General features: G+C 44.3%; 17 protein-coding genes (1 of these 17 only partly in view). 4 read left to right on the top strand and 13 right to left on the bottom strand.

Translation table 11 applies throughout. From position 1 onward, the window contains the following. The 5 genes from G9X63_RS06755 to G9X63_RS06735 form a co-directional block, all read right to left on the bottom strand. On the bottom strand, positions 1-197 hold the beginning of the coding sequence (locus G9X63_RS06755; protein WP_130895317.1) for an RrF2 family transcriptional regulator. The gene continues 211 nt to the left of window position 1, outside the view; 197 of the gene's 408 nt are visible here — the first part of the coding sequence; its start codon is at positions 195-197; its stop codon lies off the left edge, out of view. A gap of 143 nt (positions 198-340) precedes the next feature. Further along, positions 341-808, bottom strand: coding sequence for a 30S ribosomal protein S7 (gene rpsG, locus G9X63_RS06750; RefSeq protein ID WP_130895318.1), 468 nt, complete (start codon positions 806-808; stop codon positions 341-343). A gap of 70 nt (positions 809-878) precedes the next feature. Then, entirely contained in the window at positions 879-1,283 is a 405-nt protein-coding gene (gene rpsL / locus G9X63_RS06745; protein ID WP_127805424.1) for a 30S ribosomal protein S12, read from the bottom strand. Between the two features lie 139 nt (positions 1,284-1,422). Next, positions 1,423-2,613 carry a mannonate dehydratase gene (gene uxuA / locus G9X63_RS06740; RefSeq protein WP_252622041.1) on the bottom strand — a complete coding sequence of 397 codons (1,191 nt, stop codon included), beginning with the start codon at positions 2,611-2,613 and terminating at the stop codon, positions 1,423-1,425. A gap of 184 nt (positions 2,614-2,797) precedes the next feature. Then, positions 2,798-4,261 carry a DUF4301 family protein gene (locus tag G9X63_RS06735; RefSeq protein ID WP_252622039.1) on the bottom strand — a complete coding sequence of 488 codons (1,464 nt, stop codon included), beginning with the start codon at positions 4,259-4,261 and terminating at the stop codon, positions 2,798-2,800. Positions 4,262-4,360: 99 nt separating this feature from the next. Between G9X63_RS06735 and G9X63_RS06730 the strand changes: the two genes are divergently transcribed. Then, complete coding sequence (locus G9X63_RS06730) at positions 4,361-6,283, top strand: RecQ family ATP-dependent DNA helicase (protein ID WP_252622036.1); 1,923 nt, start codon at positions 4,361-4,363, stop codon at positions 6,281-6,283. On the opposite strand, the gene lon is transcribed toward G9X63_RS06730, so the two are convergent. The 7 genes from lon to G9X63_RS06695 all read right to left on the bottom strand — a co-directional run bounded on the left by lon (position 6,244) and on the right by G9X63_RS06695 (position 14,680). Next, positions 6,244-8,739 (bottom strand): endopeptidase La, encoded by a 2,496-nt coding sequence (gene lon / locus G9X63_RS06725; RefSeq protein ID WP_130895322.1) that lies wholly within the window; start codon positions 8,737-8,739, stop codon positions 6,244-6,246. The genes G9X63_RS06730 and lon overlap by 40 nt on opposite strands. A gap of 80 nt (positions 8,740-8,819) precedes the next feature. Further along, positions 8,820-9,299 carry a DUF6702 family protein gene (locus G9X63_RS06720; RefSeq protein ID WP_252622034.1) on the bottom strand — a complete coding sequence of 160 codons (480 nt, stop codon included), beginning with the start codon at positions 9,297-9,299 and terminating at the stop codon, positions 8,820-8,822. Next, on the bottom strand, positions 9,300-10,691 hold the full coding sequence (gene rseP, locus G9X63_RS06715) for an RIP metalloprotease RseP (protein WP_252622031.1): 1,392 nt from the start codon (positions 10,689-10,691) through the stop codon (positions 9,300-9,302). A gap of 6 nt (positions 10,692-10,697) precedes the next feature. Further along, on the bottom strand, positions 10,698-11,858 hold the full coding sequence (locus tag G9X63_RS06710; RefSeq protein WP_252622028.1) for a 1-deoxy-D-xylulose-5-phosphate reductoisomerase: 1,161 nt from the start codon (positions 11,856-11,858) through the stop codon (positions 10,698-10,700). Beyond that, positions 11,855-12,469, bottom strand: coding sequence for a rhomboid family intramembrane serine protease (locus G9X63_RS06705; RefSeq protein WP_130895326.1), 615 nt, complete (start codon positions 12,467-12,469; stop codon positions 11,855-11,857). The genes G9X63_RS06710 and G9X63_RS06705 overlap by 4 nt, the downstream gene beginning before the upstream one ends. 17 nt (positions 12,470-12,486) lie before the next feature. After that, complete coding sequence (locus tag G9X63_RS06700) at positions 12,487-13,464, bottom strand: polyprenyl synthetase family protein (protein WP_252622025.1); 978 nt, start codon at positions 13,462-13,464, stop codon at positions 12,487-12,489. A 1-nt stretch (position 13,465) separates the two neighbouring features. Next, positions 13,466-14,680, bottom strand: coding sequence for an NADH-quinone oxidoreductase subunit D (locus G9X63_RS06695; RefSeq protein WP_130922670.1), 1,215 nt, complete (start codon positions 14,678-14,680; stop codon positions 13,466-13,468). 134 nt (positions 14,681-14,814) lie between these two features. Here G9X63_RS06695 and rpmG point away from each other — a divergent pair, with 134 nt between their 5' ends. The 3 genes from rpmG (at position 14,815) to ftsY (ending at position 16,235) form a co-directional block, all read left to right on the top strand. After that, the gene (gene rpmG, locus G9X63_RS06690; RefSeq protein WP_130895329.1) at positions 14,815-14,997 is read left to right on the top strand and encodes a 50S ribosomal protein L33; all 183 of its coding nucleotides are present in this window, start codon (positions 14,815-14,817) and stop codon (positions 14,995-14,997) included. Positions 14,998-15,005: 8 nt separating this feature from the next. Further along, positions 15,006-15,158, top strand: coding sequence for a DUF4295 domain-containing protein (locus G9X63_RS06685; RefSeq protein ID WP_109324168.1), 153 nt, complete (start codon positions 15,006-15,008; stop codon positions 15,156-15,158). Positions 15,159-15,257: 99 nt separating this feature from the next. Next, the gene (gene ftsY / locus G9X63_RS06680; RefSeq protein ID WP_252622023.1) at positions 15,258-16,235 is read left to right on the top strand and encodes a signal recognition particle-docking protein FtsY; all 978 of its coding nucleotides are present in this window, start codon (positions 15,258-15,260) and stop codon (positions 16,233-16,235) included. On the opposite strand, the gene G9X63_RS06675 is transcribed toward ftsY, so the two are convergent. Next, a complete protein-coding gene (locus G9X63_RS06675; protein ID WP_252622019.1) occupies positions 16,236-17,906 on the bottom strand; it encodes a glutamine--tRNA ligase/YqeY domain fusion protein in 1,671 nt (556 codons plus the stop codon). Positions 17,907-17,937: the final 31 nt, after the last annotated feature.

Below are 17,937 nucleotides of genomic sequence, written 5' to 3'. Positions count from 1 at the left end.
AGGTAGTAACCGCCGCCTTTCCCTTTTTGGGACTGTAAAATTCCGTGATTACGTAACTCCAATAAAATCGCTTCGAGGAATTTCTTCGGTATCTTCTCCGATTCCGCGATATGCGAAATCAACAAGGGGCCTTTCTCATAAGATTGAGCCAATACTTTTAAAGCCTTTAAAGCATATTTTGCCTTCTTCGAAATCATAGTGTTGTTGATTGTGAATCAAAGCTAAACAAAATTCAGGAATACTCCATTAGTCCGCTCGATTAAGTACTAGTTCCAGAGCAAGTTTTCGGGCAAAAAAAAGGCTAACCTTTCGATTAGCCTCTTCATGTAATTCAAATGAATTAGAAACGGAAGTGAGAGAACGCTTTGTTCGCTTCTGCCATTCTGTGTGTATCATCTTTCTTCTTCACTGCTGCTCCCTCCCCTTTCGATGCTGCAATGATTTCGTTCGCTAAGCGATCCATCATTGTTTTATCACCACGCTTACGCGCGTAACCAATTAACCACTTCATTCCCAATGAAACTTTACGTTCAGCTCGCACTTCTGTTGGTACTTGGAAGTTTGCTCCACCTACGCGACGGCTCTTAACCTCCACGGATGGCATCACATTATTCAATGCTTTTTTCCAAGTTTCTAAACCGTTTTCTTTAGTACGCTCCTCTACTTTATCTAACGCATCATAAAAGATGGTAAATGCTGTAGATTTCTTTCCATCGTACATTAAGTTGTTTACAAACTTAGTTACTAATACATCCTTAAACTTAGGATCTGGCAATACGTAGCGCTTTTTTGGTTTCGCCTTTCTCATGTTGTTAGTTTTTTAAAATCGACCCAACCTTCTGCTTTAACGAAGCATACTGGATCTTTCTGTTAATAAATTATTTCTTCTTACCTGTTGGAGCTGCTTGACCTGGTTTAGGACGTTTAGCACCATACTTCGAACGAGACTGTAAACGACCAGAAACACCGGCTGTATCTAAAGCTCCACGAATGATGTGATAACGTACACCTGGTAAGTCTTTTACACGACCACCACGGATCAATACGATCGAGTGCTCTTGTAAGTTGTGACCTTCACCTGGAATGTAGGCATTCACCTCTTTTTGGTTTGTTAAGCGAACACGAGCTACTTTACGCATCGCTGAGTTTGGTTTTTTAGGAGTAGTCGTGTATACACGAGTACAAACCCCTCTTCTTTGTGGACAAGAATCCAAAGCTGGTGACTTAGATTTCCAAGTCATTTGCTCACGTCCCTTGCGCACTAATTGCTGAATAGTTGGCATTTTGGAATAATTACCGTTTAAATTTAAAATTCTTTTAATCCCTGCAAGCGCGTTAAACTCAATAAGATAGAGTTATCCCACACTAATGGGGGTGCAAAGTTAGCAATAAGATATAGAAATCAAAAGGGGAAAATGAAAATTATTTCAAAAATCCGCGGATTCCCATTTCCAAACCACGTAACTCCGCTAAACCGCGTAAACGACCGATGGCCGTGTAGCCTGGATTCGTCTTCTTTCCTTCTTGTAAATCATCCAGCATTCGATGCCCGTGATCTGGGCGGAATGGCAAGCGGAAATCTCGGCGACCAGATGCAATGCGCTTGTCCTGCTCATTCACTAATCCCTTCATTACCCCGAACATATCCACATCCCCATCTAAATGATCTGCTTCGTGGAAATTTCCGTATTGATCGCGGCGCGTAGCCCGTAGGTGAATGAAATTAATGCGATGACCCAGGCGCTCTACCATCCCCACTAAATCGTTGTCTTCTCTAACGCCGTAACTTCCGGTACAGAAACACAATCCATTCACGTTGCTTTCGTAAGCATTCAATAGTTGAACGGCATCGCTTTCCGTACTCACCACGCGAGGTAAGCCCAAAATCGGATACGGAGGATCATCCGGGTGAATCGATAAATTAACCCCTGCCTCCTCGGCTGCTGGCGTAATCTCTCGTATGAAATCGTATAAGTTCTCACGCAATTCCTTCTCCCCTACTTCGGAGTAAGTATCCAAGGCTTCTTGGAAGGATTTCAACGTGAAGCTTTCCTCAGAACCAGGTAAGCCGGCGATGATATTGCGAATTAATTTCTCTTGTTGTGCTTGAGAAGATGCATCAAACCATTTTTGAGCTCTTGCGATTTGCTCGGCTGTGTAATGCTGCTCTGCTCCCGGACGTTTTAATAAGAACAATTCAAAGGCACAGAATTCGGCCGCATCGAAGCGCAACCCCGTACTTCCATCTGGAAAACGAAAATCTAAATCCGTTCTTGTCCAGTCTAATATGGGCATAAAATTATAACAAACCAGATCTAAACCCGCCTCGCCTACATTACGCAAAGACGTTTTGTAGTTTTCGATATACTGCTTGTAGTTACCAGAACGCGTTTTGATATCTTCGTGCACCGGTATACTTTCGATCACAGACCAACTTAAACCTGCCGCTTCGATGATGGCTTTACGCTCTAAAATATCGGGCAACTCCCACACTTTTCCATTTGGAATTTGGTGTAGAGCACTCACAATACCTGTTGCGCCTGCTTGACGCACATCGGATAATTTTACCGGATCATTGGGGCCAAACCAGCGCCACGTTTGTTCTAAAGCCATATCGTTTTTGTTTACTACCTATTTAAAGGCTTTATACCCTCCATTTTACCTATTGTAAGGCCAAATAAAAAACCTTGCCTAGAAACCGGGCAAGGTTTTTGTAATCAAGCATTTATATACTTCCTTTAAAATCTCTTTCTCAGGGGCCACAAAATTAGGGAGTTTTTTACAAACAAAAAAAGTCCTAGCCATTTTGGTGGGCAGGCCTCACTAAATCGGTCACCGTTTTCACCGGATTGAATGTTTCCAAAGGAACTTCCACAAAAAGCGTGTTCCAATCTGACATCGCTCCGTTCCAAAGTCCCGGCAATTCCATCGCTTTTAATTCCTTCCCGTCTTTGGTCTTATCTGTAATAAAACCCGTATTCATCTCCCGAAAGTTCAATAAGTTCAAACCACGCGTAGCGCACACTAAATCCACTGGATTGAAGTGGGAGGCTTGGTGGAATTTGGCCTTTTGATCTTCATTCTTCATATCAATCTGAGCTGACTCTACGAGCTGTAGGGTGAAATTTCCTTTCGCATCTTGGCACCAGAATGGGCCTCCACCTGGTTCTCCTGTATTTTTCACCACCCCACAAACGCGTGTAGGACGGGCTAAAACTTCGCGGATTTTTACCACTTTTTCCGTTTGCGGTAAAGCTGCGAAATCTGCCGCCGGCACAAAACCTAAATAAGTAGCCATCTCTTCTAATGCCTCATTGATCGTAGACTCTGATGGATTCTCTTGCAGCTGTTGGTTGAGGTGTTCTATTCCTTCCAAAATCCACAACAGCAACCCGCCAAGCGCCTTTTTATATTCTATGGTCGGCTGCTTTAAGGCATCAGGCACCACATTATCAATATTTTTAATGAAGATCACATCAGCTTTCAGGTCATTCAAATTCTCCAATAGCGCTCCATGGCCTGCTGGTCTAAAAAGCAAGGATCCATCGGCCTCACGGAACAAGGTATTGTCCGGGTTCACGGCAATGGTATCTGTGGCAGGCTTTTGTTCCGAGAAAGTGATCTCGAATTGGATACCGGTTTTCGCCTCCCACTTGGGAACGAGATTCTTCACTAAATCCTCGAAACCGCTGCGGTGTTCTGGAGAGACGGTGAAATGCAGGCGGGCTTTTTGACCGTTAGATGCATAAGCCGCTGCCTCCACCATGTGTTCCTCTAAAGGGGTTCTAGCTCCATCTGGATAGGAATGGAAAGAAAGCAAGCCTTTGGGTTTTTGGCCATAATTCATTCCTGCAGATCCGAGTAATTTTTTCAAAATCTCTGCTGAATCGTCTTTTTCTTCTATGAGCTCCTGAAGTTCTGGGTAAAAAGCAAAGTGATCCAGCTCATCAAAAAACTTCGTGCATTCTTTGTTTTCCTCGCCGGTTGACAAGAATTCGAATAGTGATTTAAACATTCGAGTAGCCGCTCCGGAGGCTGGTACCATCTTCAAAATAGAAAGCGCTGATTTTTGCTGATCAAAGCGAGCGATGAATTCTTGCAGTTGTTCGGTAGAAAATTGAAAAATTCCATTTCCGATCGAAGCCGATTTCTCCAAATTCATCCAGGGGAATCCGGATTTAAAAAAATCAACTTGTTGATTCATTTCCGCAGGAGTGATTCCGCGTTTCGATAATTGGGCTAAATCCTTGTCTGATAACATATGCGCTTTCTTTTGCTTCTAAAAATAAGCATTTCTTCTCAGGAATTCCCAAAAATCCGTTCGAGGAGTTCATTCTTTTTTGGTAGATTTGTTTAGACGATGGCGGAAATTCAGGACATATTGCAAAAATACTGGGGGCATTCTGCCTTTAGGCCCCTGCAGGAGGAAATTATTCACTCGGTGCTGGATGGCAAGGATACCCTGGCCTTATTGCCCACTGGTGGAGGAAAGTCCATTTGTTTTCAGGTACCGGCCCTCGCTTTGCCGGGGATTTGCATCGTCATTACGCCCCTAATAGCCTTGATGCAAGACCAGGTGGCACAATTAAACCGCCGAGGTATTCCAGCGACCGCCCTTTTTTCCGGCCTCCGCAAACGCCAAATCGACATCTTATTAGACAACTGTATTTACGGCAACACAAAGTTCCTCTACGTTTCGCCCGAACGCTTAAAAACAGATTTGTTCATCCAGCGAGCGAAGCAGATGAACATCAGCTTATTGGTTATCGATGAGGCACACTGTATTTCGCAATGGGGTCACGATTTCAGACCGCCTTATCTCGAAATTGCAGACTTTCGCGCCTTGATTCCGAGTGTTCCCTGCATCGCTTTGACGGCCTCCGCGAACGAGGAAGTAAAACAGGAAATTCAAGAAAAGCTGCAATTCAAGAACGCATCCGTATTCCAAAAAAGTTTCAGCCGCGCTAACCTCTCCTACTCCGTCCTCTATGAGGCGGACAAAGAAAAGAAGCTATGCTCGATGCTGCAACGCGTTCCGGGTTCTTCGATCGTGTATGTACGCAACCGCAGACGGACGCAGGAAATCTCCGATATGCTTTCTAAAGCCGGCATTTCCAGCACTTTTTACCATGCCGGTTTGCCATCAGAAGTCAGAAGTGCGCGCCAAAAAGACTGGATTGAAGGTAAAATCGAGTGCATCGTGGCGACCAATGCTTTCGGGATGGGTATTGATAAACCTGATGTTAGACTCGTGGTTCACCTGGATTTACCCGATACCATCGAGGCCTATTACCAAGAAGCAGGCCGAGCGGGTCGAGACGAGAAAAAAGCTTACGCCGCCATATTATACGAGGAAAAAGATGTGTTGGATTTAATAGCTCAGTGGGAAAAGTCATTTCCGACGGCGGAAACTATCAAACGCACCTACCAAGCCGTTTCCAATTATCTACAGGTTGCCGAGGGAAGTGGCGAATTACAGAGTTACGATTTTGATTGGATGGACTTGTGCAAGCGATTCAACTTGCCTAGCTCCCAGACTTATTTTGCCTTAAAGACATTGGAAGCAGAAGGATTAATTTTGCTAAACGAGGCCTTTCAAAATCCCTCCAAAATCCGCTTCATCGTCAGCTCCACCGAACTATACGACTTTCAAATTCGAAACGAGAAATTCGAATCCTTCCTAAAAGGGCTGCTTCGTATCTATGGAGGTAATTTATATACTCAATTCGTCAGCATCTCTGAGGCGGACTTCGCTCACCAGATAAAGATTCCTCCCGCAGAGGTGGAACGTAATTTAGCTTTATTGGAGAAGTTCGAATTAATCGAATACGACAAACAAAATGGCCTACCTAAATTGGTCTTTTTGACGCCTCGGGCGAACATCGAAAACCTACCCATCATCTGGGCTGAATACTTGAAGAAGAAGGAGCGGTCGAAGAAAAAGATTGATGCGATGATTCACTATGTGAAACATCCGGAGGCATGTAGAACGCTATTGATTACCTCGTATTTTGGGGAGTCTTTAAAGACGTCATGCGGGGTATGCGACCATTGTTTGCAACGAAAAAAAGAGGCCTCCGGGAAAAATATCCCCGAAGGCCTCGAAGCAGAACGTAAATTAATTCTGACGTATTTGAAAAACGGACCCTTATCCGTTCAAGATCTAGTGGAATGCCTCCGCCCATTGGCTTCTACTGAGGCGCTTCGCATCATCCAATTCAGCCTTGAATTAGGCGAAATTCACTATAATGCTGCAGAGGAGCTCGCTATCGGTTCTGCCTGAAAGACAAACTTTACCGGATTCTTCACCTGCTCTTTTAATAGCGCTAAAGCTAATACTTCTTTCGCGTCATCTACATAGTGGAAGCTCAAATCCGAAATATAATGCGCCTCGATTTCCTCCACATCTTTGCGGTTCTTCGAGCACATGATGATCTCTCTTATCCCCGCTCTTTTCGCAGCCAAAATTTTCTCCTTAATTCCACCCACTGGCAAAACTTTGCCACGTAGTGTGATCTCGCCGGTCATCGCTAGTTTCGATTTCACCTTGCGCTGGGTTAAAGCCGAAGCAATCGCCGTTAACATCGTAATACCTGCGGATGGACCATCTTTAGGTACCGCTCCAGCTGGAACGTGGATGTGCAAATTGTATTGGTCGAAAATGCGGTAATCAATACCGTATTCATCTGAATGTGCCTTTAAGAAACTTAATGCCGCCATCGCTGACTCCTTCATCACATCGCCTAATTGGCCCGAAAGTGTCAAGACACCTTTTCCGCGATTCAATAAGGTTTCGATAAATAAGATATCTCCTCCAACTGGTGTCCACGCTAGACCTGTTACGACTCCAGCATATTCGTTGTTCTCGTAGGTATCCTTATCAAAGTGCTCTTGACCCAATAATTTCACGACATCTGTCGCCGTGATTTTGTGTGGATAGTCTTGATCCATCGCAATGGATTTTGTGATCTTGCGCACCACGCGACCGATTTCTTGTTCTAATTTACGAACACCTGATTCGCGGGTATATCCTTCGATGACCTTTTGGATGGCTCCATCATTCATTGCAAATTCCGCTTTCTCTAATCCGTGCTCTTTCTTCTGCTTGGGCAATAAGTGTTTTTTCGCGATTTGGACTTTCTCCTCCATCGTATAGCCACTTACCTCGATGATCTCCATCCGGTCGCGCAAAGCAGGATGAATCGTATCTAAATTATTTGCGGTAGCGATGAACATCACCCGAGATAGATCGTAATCACACTCGAGGTAATTATCCATAAAGCTGCTGTTTTGTTCCGGGTCTAATACCTCTAACAAAGCAGACGACGGATCGCCACGGTGGTCGGAACCTACTTTATCTATTTCATCTAAAATGAATACCGGGTTCGAAGAACCGGCTTTTTTAATGCTTTGAATCACCTTGCCCGGCATCGCGCCCACATAGGTTTTTCTATGACCTCTGATTTCGGCCTCATCACGCAGACCTCCTAAGGCCATACGAACGTATTTACGTCCCAAAGCTTTGGCAATCGAACGACCCAAAGACGTCTTACCCACACCCGGAGGGCCATAAAGGCATAAAATAGGCGCTTTCATGTCTCCTTTCATCTTCAATACCGCTAGGTATTCGATGATACGTTCCTTCACTTTTTCTAAGCCAAAATGATCCGCATCCAACACCTTTTTCGCCTTCACCAGATCGAAATTATCTTTTGTGTATTCACCCCACGGCAAATCCGCAATCAATTCCACATAATTCATCAACATCGGATATTCTCCAGACATCGAATTCGTACGTTGTAATTTCGAAAGTTCTTTTTGGAAGAAATCATTCACTTCTTTCGACCACTTCTTCTTCGCTCCTTTCGCACGCAGGCCGTCCAATTCTTGCTCCGGACTTTCCACGCCTAATTCTTCCTGCAATACTTTAATCTGCTGGCGAATGTAGTAGTCGCGTTGTTGCTGATCGATGTCACTCGAAGCTTTGCTCTGAATCTCGCGTTTCAACTCCAGATGCTGGATGTCTTTCAACATGTGTTCCAACAAATGCGTGGCCTGTTCAATTCCATCCAAGGTCTCTAACAAAGCCTGCTTTTCTTTCAATTCCGCATTGATATTCGAAGAAAGGAAATGGACTAAAAAAGCAGAAGATTCGATGTTATCCAAGGCGATTTGGGCCTCACGAGGAATCTCTGGATTCAGGTTTAATATTTTCAAGGCGCACTCTTTCAGTGTAGAAACGAGTGCCTTATTTTCCTTATTTAATTTTTTAGGGAACGTATCCTCGATATAGGAAACACGCGCTAACAGATTAGGTTCGGTTTTGATGTATTCGCTTACTTCAAAACGCTTGCGGCCTTGGACGATGATCGTTGTGTTTCCTCCTGGAAGAACGAACATCTTCACGATGTGCGCAACCGTTCCGATTTTGTACAAATCGTCTGGGGTAGGCTCGTCTTTAGAATTATTCGCTTGTACTAAAACGCCAATCGTGCGATCCCCCTTGTAGGCTTTCTTCACGAGGCGAACGGATTTTTGGCGGGATACCGTAATAGGAATCACCATACCCGGAAACAAGACAATATTGCGAATGGGAAGGATAGGCAATTGGTCTGACAAAACGCCCATTTTGTCATCATTGTCCATCCCTTCTGACCCGATCGGGATCAATTCTATATTTTCAAAATCAGACATCTCTGAAAGCTGTAAATGCTTAAAAAGGTCATTTGGATTATTCATACCACATTTTTAAATTCTGCTCCTCAGTGAGCGGACGATATTAATCAATTTTTATGCCAAAAGACAAGTTGGCAGTATGATTATCTTGATAATTGTTGTACCTCTTGGCTTTTTCGAAAAAGGTAGGATTTCTTCGTGCCTTGAAAAGACCAGGAAACGAGGTTCGTTTGGTCTTCAAATTCGTCTAAAAATAACGAATTCTCCAAGTAAGATCCGGCTAGGTCTGCGGAAGTGGGAATTTCTAGATAGACCCAAATCGCATCTTGCTGCTGCTCCGTTCCTAACCAGCGATACGGGGTAGAAAATTGCTTGCCAGCGCGAAAGCCGAAATGCTTACGAACATAGGCCTCTAAACCTTTTTCAGATGCCTCATCTCCCGGAATCATCCGAAATTTCTTTCCTGTAGTCGAACTTAACGTTTGTTCCAAGTCATCCTGAAACAGGCGAATGCTGATTTCCCAGCTTTGGTCCTTCTGATTATAAGTCATCTCCGTCACCGAACTATGAAACGGATGCAGATCAGGGAAAAATAGACCCAAAAACAGAACCAGCCCTTTCAACTAGAAAAAGGCTTTGAAAATATCATTCCCAAATGTGTAGGCCATCAAGGCTAGCAAGATCAGCATACCTACCTGCTGCGCTTTTTCCAACACCTTCTCCGATGCCGGCTTTCCCGTAATCATCTCATAAAGTAAGAAAATCGCGTGTCCCCCATCCAAAGCTGGAATAGGCAAGATATTCATAAAGGCCAAAGCCATCGATAACAAACCCGTCAGCATCCAGAAACGATTCCAATCCCATACTCCTCCGAACATTTGGGCGATACCAATAGGTCCGCTCAAGGCTTTCGATGCCGAAACATCACCCGAAGCAATCTTCTTGAATCCTTTGATATTATCCGAAATCACCGAGAAGGCGCGACCCGTTCCGATGCTGGCTGCCTCCGCAAACGAATAATCTTCGTGCGAAACTTGGATCAACATCTCCGGAATAAATCCGATTTGGCCGGAAGCCGTCACCTCCATAGACAAGGTATCCGCCACGCCTCCGCGTAAAATACCTAGGCGAATAGGCTTACCCGCTTCCTTGGTGATTAATTCTTTTACCTCGTGGTAGAAATGAACTGGATTTGCATTCACCGAGGTGATCACATCGCCCTTTTTCAATCCCGCCGCATAGGCTGGCAATAATTCCACTGGCTTAGAAGCCGAGAACTTATCAAAGAAACCTGGCTCTTCCGGAGCGGCCACTTCTGCTACTTTAAATGGAGCAATTGGCTCTATGAATCCCGCTTTCTTATCACTTAATTTTTCGATGAAATTCGAAGGAATTTTAATCTCCAAAGTCTGGTCGCCACGTTGCACCGTATAACTCGAATTCTCGCCCAATAATACATCTGAAGCACGCAAATCAGATAATTGCTTATAATCAGCGCCGTTCACACGAATGATTTTATCACCCGTCCTCAGGCCGATTTGCTTACCTAAATCCAAGGCTACAATACCGTTCTTATTTAATTCTTCTTTCGAAATGAAGTTGTTTCCATTCGAATAAGTCAAGCAAACGAAAATCACTACGCCGGTAATAATGTTGACGATTACGCCACCCAACATCACGATCAGACGCTGCCAAGCGGGTTTTGCGCGGAATTCCCAAGGCTCAGGCTCTTTCGCTAAGGTCGCCGCATCTTGTGTTTCATCAATCATTCCAGCGATGGAAACGTAGCCTCCTAAGGGGAACCAGCCTAAACCGTATTCGGTGTCTCCTACTTTCTTTTTGAACAAAGCGAAGTTTAAAACTGTCGGAATTGGGAACATAAAGTCGAAGAAAAGGTAGAACTTTTCGACGCGCATCTTAAACCATTTGGCGGTAATAAAGTGCCCAAACTCGTGCAATGTTACTAAAATCGACAATCCTAAAATCAATTGCCCTGCCATCACTAAACCTTCCATAATTCGCTATTTTCTATTTTTATCAACCCATTCTTGGGCCATAATTCTACTTAATTTATCGCTTTCGATATAATCCTCTAATGATGGATTCGCGATAAAAGTTCCCTGATTCATACAATATTCGTTCAAATCAGACATCGCTAAAAATCCAATTTGATCTTCCAAAAAGGCTGCTACCGCCACTTCGTTCGCCGCATTCAATAAACACGCCTGATTTCCTCCTTTTTCCAAAGCCTGAAAAGCAAGCCCTAAATTACGGAAAGTCTGTGTATCTGCCTGCTCAAAAGTCAAGGACGGATACTGTCTAAAATCAAAACGAGGGAAACTCGCCTTCTTCCGATTCGGGTACCCTAGGGCAAACTGAATCGGCAATTTCATATCTGGCAAACCGAGTTGCGCCTTGATCGATCCATCCTCGAACTGCACTAAAGAGTGAACGATCGACTGAGGATGCACGACCACTTCAATTTCTGAGGGTTTCACATCAAATAACCAAGCCGCCTCGATCACCTCTAAACCTTTGTTCATCAAACTAGCCGAGTCGATCGTAATCTTTGCGCCCATCGACCAATTCGGGTGTTTCAAGGCTTGTGCCCGCGTTACTTGGGCTAATTGCTCACGGCTAAAACCTCTGAAAGGTCCACCCGAAGCCGTTAAAATCACCTTCTCGATCGGGTTGTGAGACTCGCCCACCAAGCATTGAAAAATCGCCGAATGTTCTGAATCTACTGGTAAAATGGGTACACCCATCTCCCGCGCTAAGGGCATAATCAGGGCTCCAGCCACCACTAACGTTTCTTTATTCGCTAAGGCGATTGGCTTACCTGCCTTTATCGCTTTCACCGTAGGCAATAAACCAGCGTAACCCACTAAAGCTGTTAACACGATGTCGACAGAATCGAGGGTAACCACTTCCTCTAGGGCTTTGGCCCCTGAATGCACTTGAATTTCAGTTCCTGCTAAAGCCGTTTTCACCTCCGCATATTTCGCCTCATTCCCGATCACTACGTGAGCCGGTTTCCAGGCTAAGGCTTGGGTAATGAGCAGATCGGCTTGATTTTGGGCGGTTAAGACCTCAACAGAAAACTCGGACGGATGCTCCGCAATCACCTCCAAGGCCTGTGTCCCAATGGAACCCGTGCTACCTAAAATCGCTATTCTTTTCATCGCAGCATGGCCGTTATTTGTTCCACAAAACTGATCCACACTTGGGGATACAACAAGGTCATGGCCACGATTCCAAACAAGGCTCCGTACAAATGCGCACTATGATTTACGAAATCACGACTGCGTTTATCCATTTCCACGGAATACCAGGTAAACAATCCGGCATAGATAAATCCAGGAATTCCGAAGAAGCCAAACAGGTAAATTTTTTCCGTAGGGAAGAATAAAATTCCTGCAAAAATCACGGCAGAAACAGCTCCTGATGCTCCTAAAGAGTTGTAATTGGGATTATTTTTCTGTTTGAAAAAAGTAGGCAAATCTGCCACCACAATCGCTAACACATAAAAGAGAATGTATAATTCCGACGCGATCGAAGGAAATAATTGATTGAAAATCTGTTCTAATTGAACCCCAAAAAAGAAGAAGGAAAACAAATTGAAAAACAGGTGCGTGAAGTCCGCGTGGATAAATCCCGAGCTAACAAAACGCCAATATTCGTTTCTGTGTTGAATCCGGTACGGGTTCATGAGCATTTTCCCCATCAAGTCTGGCTTTTGCCAAGCCACCAGGGAAATAATAATCGTCACAGCGATAAGTACAATCGAGACCATATAAGAACAAAACTACGTTAAACTTCCCGATCAACCAACCCGCTCATAAACTTTACCAAGGCTGATTTTTGCTCTTCGGAAATGGCCAGAGATTGAATTTCCATAAAGGCCGCATCGAAATAAGAGGCGATGACCGCTTCCGTTTCTGCTTTTAGACCCAGGGAATCATAGATCGCGGTTACCGCTTGTACTTTTTCTGCAGCATCGTAGTGGGTGGCAGCCACCCATTTTTCCAGCGAAGCGAGTGTAGAACCCGACGCTTTTTCGAACGCTTTTATCAGTAAATAGGTTTTTTTATTGGCCAAAATATCTCCGCCCGGCTGCTTCCCAAATTTCTCCGGATCCCCATACACGTCCAATAAATCATCTTTTAATTGAAATCCGAGACCGATCGTTTCGCCGATGCGGTATAAGGAATCAGAAACCTCAGCAGGTGCCGAAGCGAGTAAACCACCCATTTCCATCGAGAATCCGATCAAAACCGACGTTTTCAAGCGAATCATTTCTATGTATTCTTCCACCGACACATCGCCACGGCTTTCGAAATTCATATCGAATTGCTGTCCCTCACACACTTCTGCGGCGATTCGGGAAAGACGCCCCAACAAATGTTGAAAAGCCTCCAGGCTTAATCCTTTGACCTTATTCAAGTATTGGTAAGCATTTACCAGCATCACGTCGCCAGATAAAATAGCAATGTTGTCATTCCATTTTTCGTGGACCGTTTGCTTGCCACGACGTAAGGGCGCTTTGTCCATAATATCGTCGTGCATCAGCGTGAAATTGTGGAAAATTTCGACCGACAAAGCCGCAGGAACTTGTTTTTCCCAGTCGGATTTGAACAAGGAATAGGTTAATAAACAAAGGACAGGACGAATCCGCTTGCCCCCTAAACTCAGGAGGTAATGGATGGGGTCGTAAAGTTCGCTAGGGTTTTGGCCTATATCTAAACGACTGATTTCCTCTTCGAGGGCTGCTAAAAATGCTTTATTCATCTTATCTATCTACTTCGCCCATCACTAAATCCAAGGATCCGATAATGGCTACTAAATCTGCTAAATATGTTCCTTTGGCCAAATAAGGCAACACGGAAAGGTGGTGGAAAGAGCAAGCGCGCACTTTCAAGCGTTGTGGAATATCCGAGCGACCATCCGTGCGAATATAGAAACCGAGTTCTCCTTTCGGATTTTCGGCTCTCACATAGGCATCCATCGCTTTAGGACGGATTTTTTTAGGGACCAAAGCCTGAGGATCAAACTCCCTCGTCCTTTTCTCATCACCTAGCAAGGCCACGATACATTGTTCAATAATCCGTAGCGATTCCTCGCATTCGCGAATTCTGACGTGATTTCGATCCCAGCAATCGCCTACCGCACCCATCGCACCCTCTCCTACCGGAATGTCAAATTCTAATTCCGGATACACCGAATAAGCATCGATGCGGCGTAGGTCAAAAGGCAAGCCAGAACCCCGCAACACAGGACCCGTACATCCATAATTAATTGCCGCATTCAGGGGCAAAACACCCACATTCGCGGTTCTCTTGATGAATATACTATTATCTTCTACTAATTGTTTTACTTCTTTAATGGTGTTCTTGATAACCGGCACTAATTCCTGCACCTTCTCTTCAAAGCCCAAAGGCAAATCGTAGAACAATCCCCCCACCCATACATAATTGTACAACATCCGTGCACCTGAAAGCCACTCTAACATCCGTTGAATTTCTTCGCGATCCCGCATTAACCATAAAAAAGGGGTATATGCACCGATATCCAAACCATAGGTCCCGATCGCCACAAAGTGCGAGGCAATTCGGTTTAATTCAGCCACGAGGACGCGTATGTACTCGATACGTTTGGGCAATTTACCGGTCAAATCCAGCATCTTCTCCACCGCCATCACATAGGCATGCTCCGAGTTCATCGCCGCCATATAGTCCAAACGATCCACGTAGGGGATGATTTGGTTAAAAGGCAAAGCCTCAGCATGCTTCTCAAAACAACGGTGTAAATAACCCAGGTGTGGAACGACTTCCTTGATCCACTCCCCATCCGAAATCACTTCTAAACGAAGGACGCCGTGGGTCGAAGGGTGTTGAGGTCCCAACGAAATAATCATTTCCTCCGATTTCAGATCCTCTACCCGAAATTTATTAGGGTCCGAGTTCTCGAAATTTTCTGGAAGAAATTGGTACTGGATGGGATTCATTAAGCAAAAATGAGAAATCTAATGGGTAAAAATAAATTTTTCTATCTATTTTTAGCAAAGGCTTTGGGAAAAAAAGAAATTCTTCTACCTTTGCATTCCGTTTCGAGCAGAGGCGGATAAAAGATTTATCTATTATGGCAAAGAAAGGAAATCGCATTCAAGTAATCTTAGAATGCACTGAGCACAAAGAAACTGGTTTACCAGGCATGTCTCGTTACATCACTACGAAAAATCGTAAAAACACAACAGCACGTATTGAGTTAAGAAAATACAACCCTGTTTTGAAAAAAGTTACTTTACATAAAGAAATTAAATAGGTTGACCCATGGCTAAGAAAGTAGTTGCAACTCTGAAGAAAGAAGGCGGCGTTAAGTACGCTAAGATCATTAAGGCGGTTAAGAATCCTACCACAGGAGCTTATACCTTCAAAGAAGAAATCATCCTTCAAGATGAAGTTAACGCTGCATTGAAAAACTAATTTTTCAATACCCGTTTACCTATCTTAAAAAAATTGAAGTCCCTTCTTGAAGGGACTTTTTTTATTTTCACTACCTTCGTATCGTATTTTAACACTCCCATGGGATTATTCGATTTTTTAAAAAAGAAACCAGAACCGCAACAGCAAGAAGAAATTCAAGCCTTAGAGCAAGGTTTAGAGAAAACATCCACTGGTTTTTTCTCTAAAATTGGCCGTGCGGTCGTGGGAAAATCGAAGGTAGACGAGGAGGTTTTAGATGAATTAGAGGAAATTTTATTGACTTCGGACGTGGGCGTAGCGACTACGTTGAAGATTATTCAACGCATCGAGCAACGCATCGAACGTGACAAATACGTTTCCACAGAAGAGCTAGACATCGTTCTACGCGAGGAAGTGGCGGCCCTTTTAGAGGAAAACCAATCGTCATCTTTAGAGAATGCTTTCGCTGAACCGAAACAAAAGCCCTACGTCATCATGGTCGTGGGCGTGAATGGCGTAGGTAAAACTACGACTATCGGAAAGTTAGCCTCTCAATTTCATCAAAATGGCTTGAAGGTCGTATTAGGCGCGGCGGATACTTTCCGTGCAGCGGCGGTAGATCAATTGAAGCTATGGGGAGAACGCGTAGGCATTCCGGTGATTGATCACGGAATGAACACGGATCCAGCAGCGGTGGCTTATGATGCCGTAAAACAAGCGGTGGAGATGAATGCAGACATCGTAATTATCGATACCGCAGGACGTTTACATACGAAAGTCAATTTGATGACCGAGCTTGGTAAAATCAAGCGCGTGATTCAAAAGTTCATCCCAGAAGCACCCCACGAGGTGATGTTAGTATTGGATGGATCAACAGGCCAAAATGCCTTCATCCAAGCCCAAGAGTTTACGAAAGTGACAGAGATCACCTCTTTAGCGATTACCAAGCTAGACGGTACGGCCAAAGGTGGGGTAGTGATCGGTATTTCGGATCAATTCAAGATTCCTGTCAAATACATTGGAGTGGGAGAAAAAATCTCCGATCTCCAAGTATTCAACAAGACCACATTCGTGGATTCGCTTTTCGCGAAGAAGTAATTATTTAGCCTTTTCTTTGGCCCAAGTATCCTTCAAGGTAACCGTCCGGTTAAATACGAGCTTATCTGAGGTAGAATCCGGATCTAAACTGTAGTAACCTTTACGTATAAACTGTAGCGCTTGACCTACTTCCGCCGCTTTCAAACCTGGTTCCACATAGACTTTGGGCACAATTTGAAGCGATTCTGGATTGATAAATTTCAAGAAATCATCGCCTAATTCAGACGCATCTTCCACGATCAATAAGCGATCGAAGTTACGCACCTCGGCTGCTACTGCGTGAGCCACAGAAACCCAGTGAATCGTTCCTTTCACAGAAACACCACTCGTATCTTGCCCTGACTTGCTTTCTGGGATATATTCCGCGTGCACTTCCGTCACATTGCCTTCCGCATCCGTTATGAAATCTGTACACGTTACGATGTACGCCCCTTTTAAACGCACTTGTAGTCCTACGCCTAAGCGGAAGAACTTCTTAGGTGGATCGATCATGAAATCATCACGTTCAATATATAACTCGTTAGAGAAAGGAACCGAACGCTTCGTGATTAGCTCCGCTTCTGGATTATTTTCAATTTGTAAATCTTCCGTTTTATCGGCTGGATAGTTCGTGATCACTAATTTAATGGGATCCAAAACTGCCATCACGCGGTCCGCGGACTTATTCAAATCCTCGCGAATACAGAATTCCAACAAGCTTAAATCGATCAAATTATCACGCTTCGCTACCCCGATACGCTCGCAGAAGTTGCGAATCGATGCAGGTGTGAAACCACGTCTACGTAAACCTGAAATCGTAGGCATGCGCGGATCATCCCAGCCATTTACCACTTTTTCATTCACTAATTGCAACAGTTTCCGCTTACTCATCACCGTGTGGGATAAGTTCAAACGAGCAAATTCATATTGATGAGACGGGAAAATCCCTAATTTATCTAAGAACCAATCGTATAAAGGACGGTGAACGTCGAATTCTAAGGTACAGATGGAGTGGGTGATTTCTTCGATGGAATCACTTTGGCCGTGTGCAAAATCATACATCGGGTAGATGCACCATTTATCGCCTGAACGGTGGTGTTTCACATGGCGGATGCGGTACATCAAAGGATCGCGCATGTGCATGTTCGGGTGCGCCATGTCAATTTTTGCTCTTAGCACCTTCTCGCCGTCTGCATATTTTCCCGCGCGCATGTCACGGAATAAGGTCAAATTCTCCTCTACACTGCGGTTTCTGAAAGGGCTGTGCGTACCCGGTGTGGTAGGCGTTCCTTTTTGGGCTGCAATCTCTGCTGCCGTCGAATCGTCTACGTAGGCAAAGGAAAGCGAAATTAACTTCTCTGCAAACAGATATAAATCCTCAAAATAATCGGAAGTATATAATTCATTTGCCCAAGTAAATCCAAGCCACGAAACATCCTTTTTAATCGACTCCACGTACTCTGTCTCCTCCGTCACCGGATTTGTATCATCAAAACGCAGATTCGTCCCTCCGCCAAAACGCTGAGCCAACCCAAAATTCAAGCAAATACTCTTCGCGTGACCGATGTGCAAGTAGCCATTCGGCTCAGGTGGAAAACGTGTCAAAATACCTTGTGGGTATTTTCCAGACGCGATGCCTTCCTGAACGATTTCTTCTAAGAAATTAAGGGATTTGGGTTTCAATTCTTCCATGTATACTTTTTCGTGTCGACGAATAAATTTG

Source organism: Aquirufa antheringensis (assembly GCF_023921165.1).
GTDB classification, from domain to species: domain Bacteria; phylum Bacteroidota; class Bacteroidia; order Cytophagales; family Spirosomataceae; genus Aquirufa; species Aquirufa antheringensis.
This window is presented reverse-complemented; position numbering and strand designations above follow the sequence as displayed.

Bases quoted from the DNA above. Each gene is read 5' to 3' on its own strand.
- G9X63_RS06730 (WP_252622036.1), top strand. From the start codon at position 4,361: ATGGCGGAAATTCAGGACATATTGCAAAAATACTGGGGGCATTCTGCC.
- G9X63_RS06705 (WP_130895326.1), bottom strand. From the start codon at position 12,469: ATGGTCTCGATTGTACTTATCGCTGTGACGATTATTATTTCCCTGGTG.
- uxuA (WP_252622041.1), bottom strand. From the start codon at position 2,613: ATGGCTTTAGAACAAACGTGGCGCTGGTTTGGCCCCAATGATCCGGTA.
- rseP (WP_252622031.1), bottom strand. From the start codon at position 10,691: ATGGAAGGTTTAGTGATGGCAGGGCAATTGATTTTAGGATTGTCGATT.
- G9X63_RS06695 (WP_130922670.1), bottom strand. From the start codon at position 14,680: ATGAATCCCATCCAGTACCAATTTCTTCCAGAAAATTTCGAGAACTCG.
- G9X63_RS06685 (WP_109324168.1), top strand. From the start codon at position 15,006: ATGGCTAAGAAAGTAGTTGCAACTCTGAAGAAAGAAGGCGGCGTTAAG.
- G9X63_RS06710 (WP_252622028.1), bottom strand. From the start codon at position 11,858: ATGAAAAGAATAGCGATTTTAGGTAGCACGGGTTCCATTGGGACACAG.
- rpsL (WP_127805424.1), bottom strand. From the start codon at position 1,283: ATGCCAACTATTCAGCAATTAGTGCGCAAGGGACGTGAGCAAATGACT.
- rpmG (WP_130895329.1), top strand. From the start codon at position 14,815: ATGGCAAAGAAAGGAAATCGCATTCAAGTAATCTTAGAATGCACTGAG.
- ftsY (WP_252622023.1), top strand. From the start codon at position 15,258: ATGGGATTATTCGATTTTTTAAAAAAGAAACCAGAACCGCAACAGCAA.
- G9X63_RS06735 (WP_252622039.1), bottom strand. From the start codon at position 4,261: ATGTTATCAGACAAGGATTTAGCCCAATTATCGAAACGCGGAATCACT.
- lon (WP_130895322.1), bottom strand. From the start codon at position 8,739: ATGAATAATCCAAATGACCTTTTTAAGCATTTACAGCTTTCAGAGATG.
- rpsG (WP_130895318.1), bottom strand. From the start codon at position 808: ATGAGAAAGGCGAAACCAAAAAAGCGCTACGTATTGCCAGATCCTAAG.
- G9X63_RS06700 (WP_252622025.1), bottom strand. From the start codon at position 13,464: ATGAATAAAGCATTTTTAGCAGCCCTCGAAGAGGAAATCAGTCGTTTA.
- G9X63_RS06675 (WP_252622019.1), bottom strand. From the start codon at position 17,906: ATGGAAGAATTGAAACCCAAATCCCTTAATTTCTTAGAAGAAATCGTT.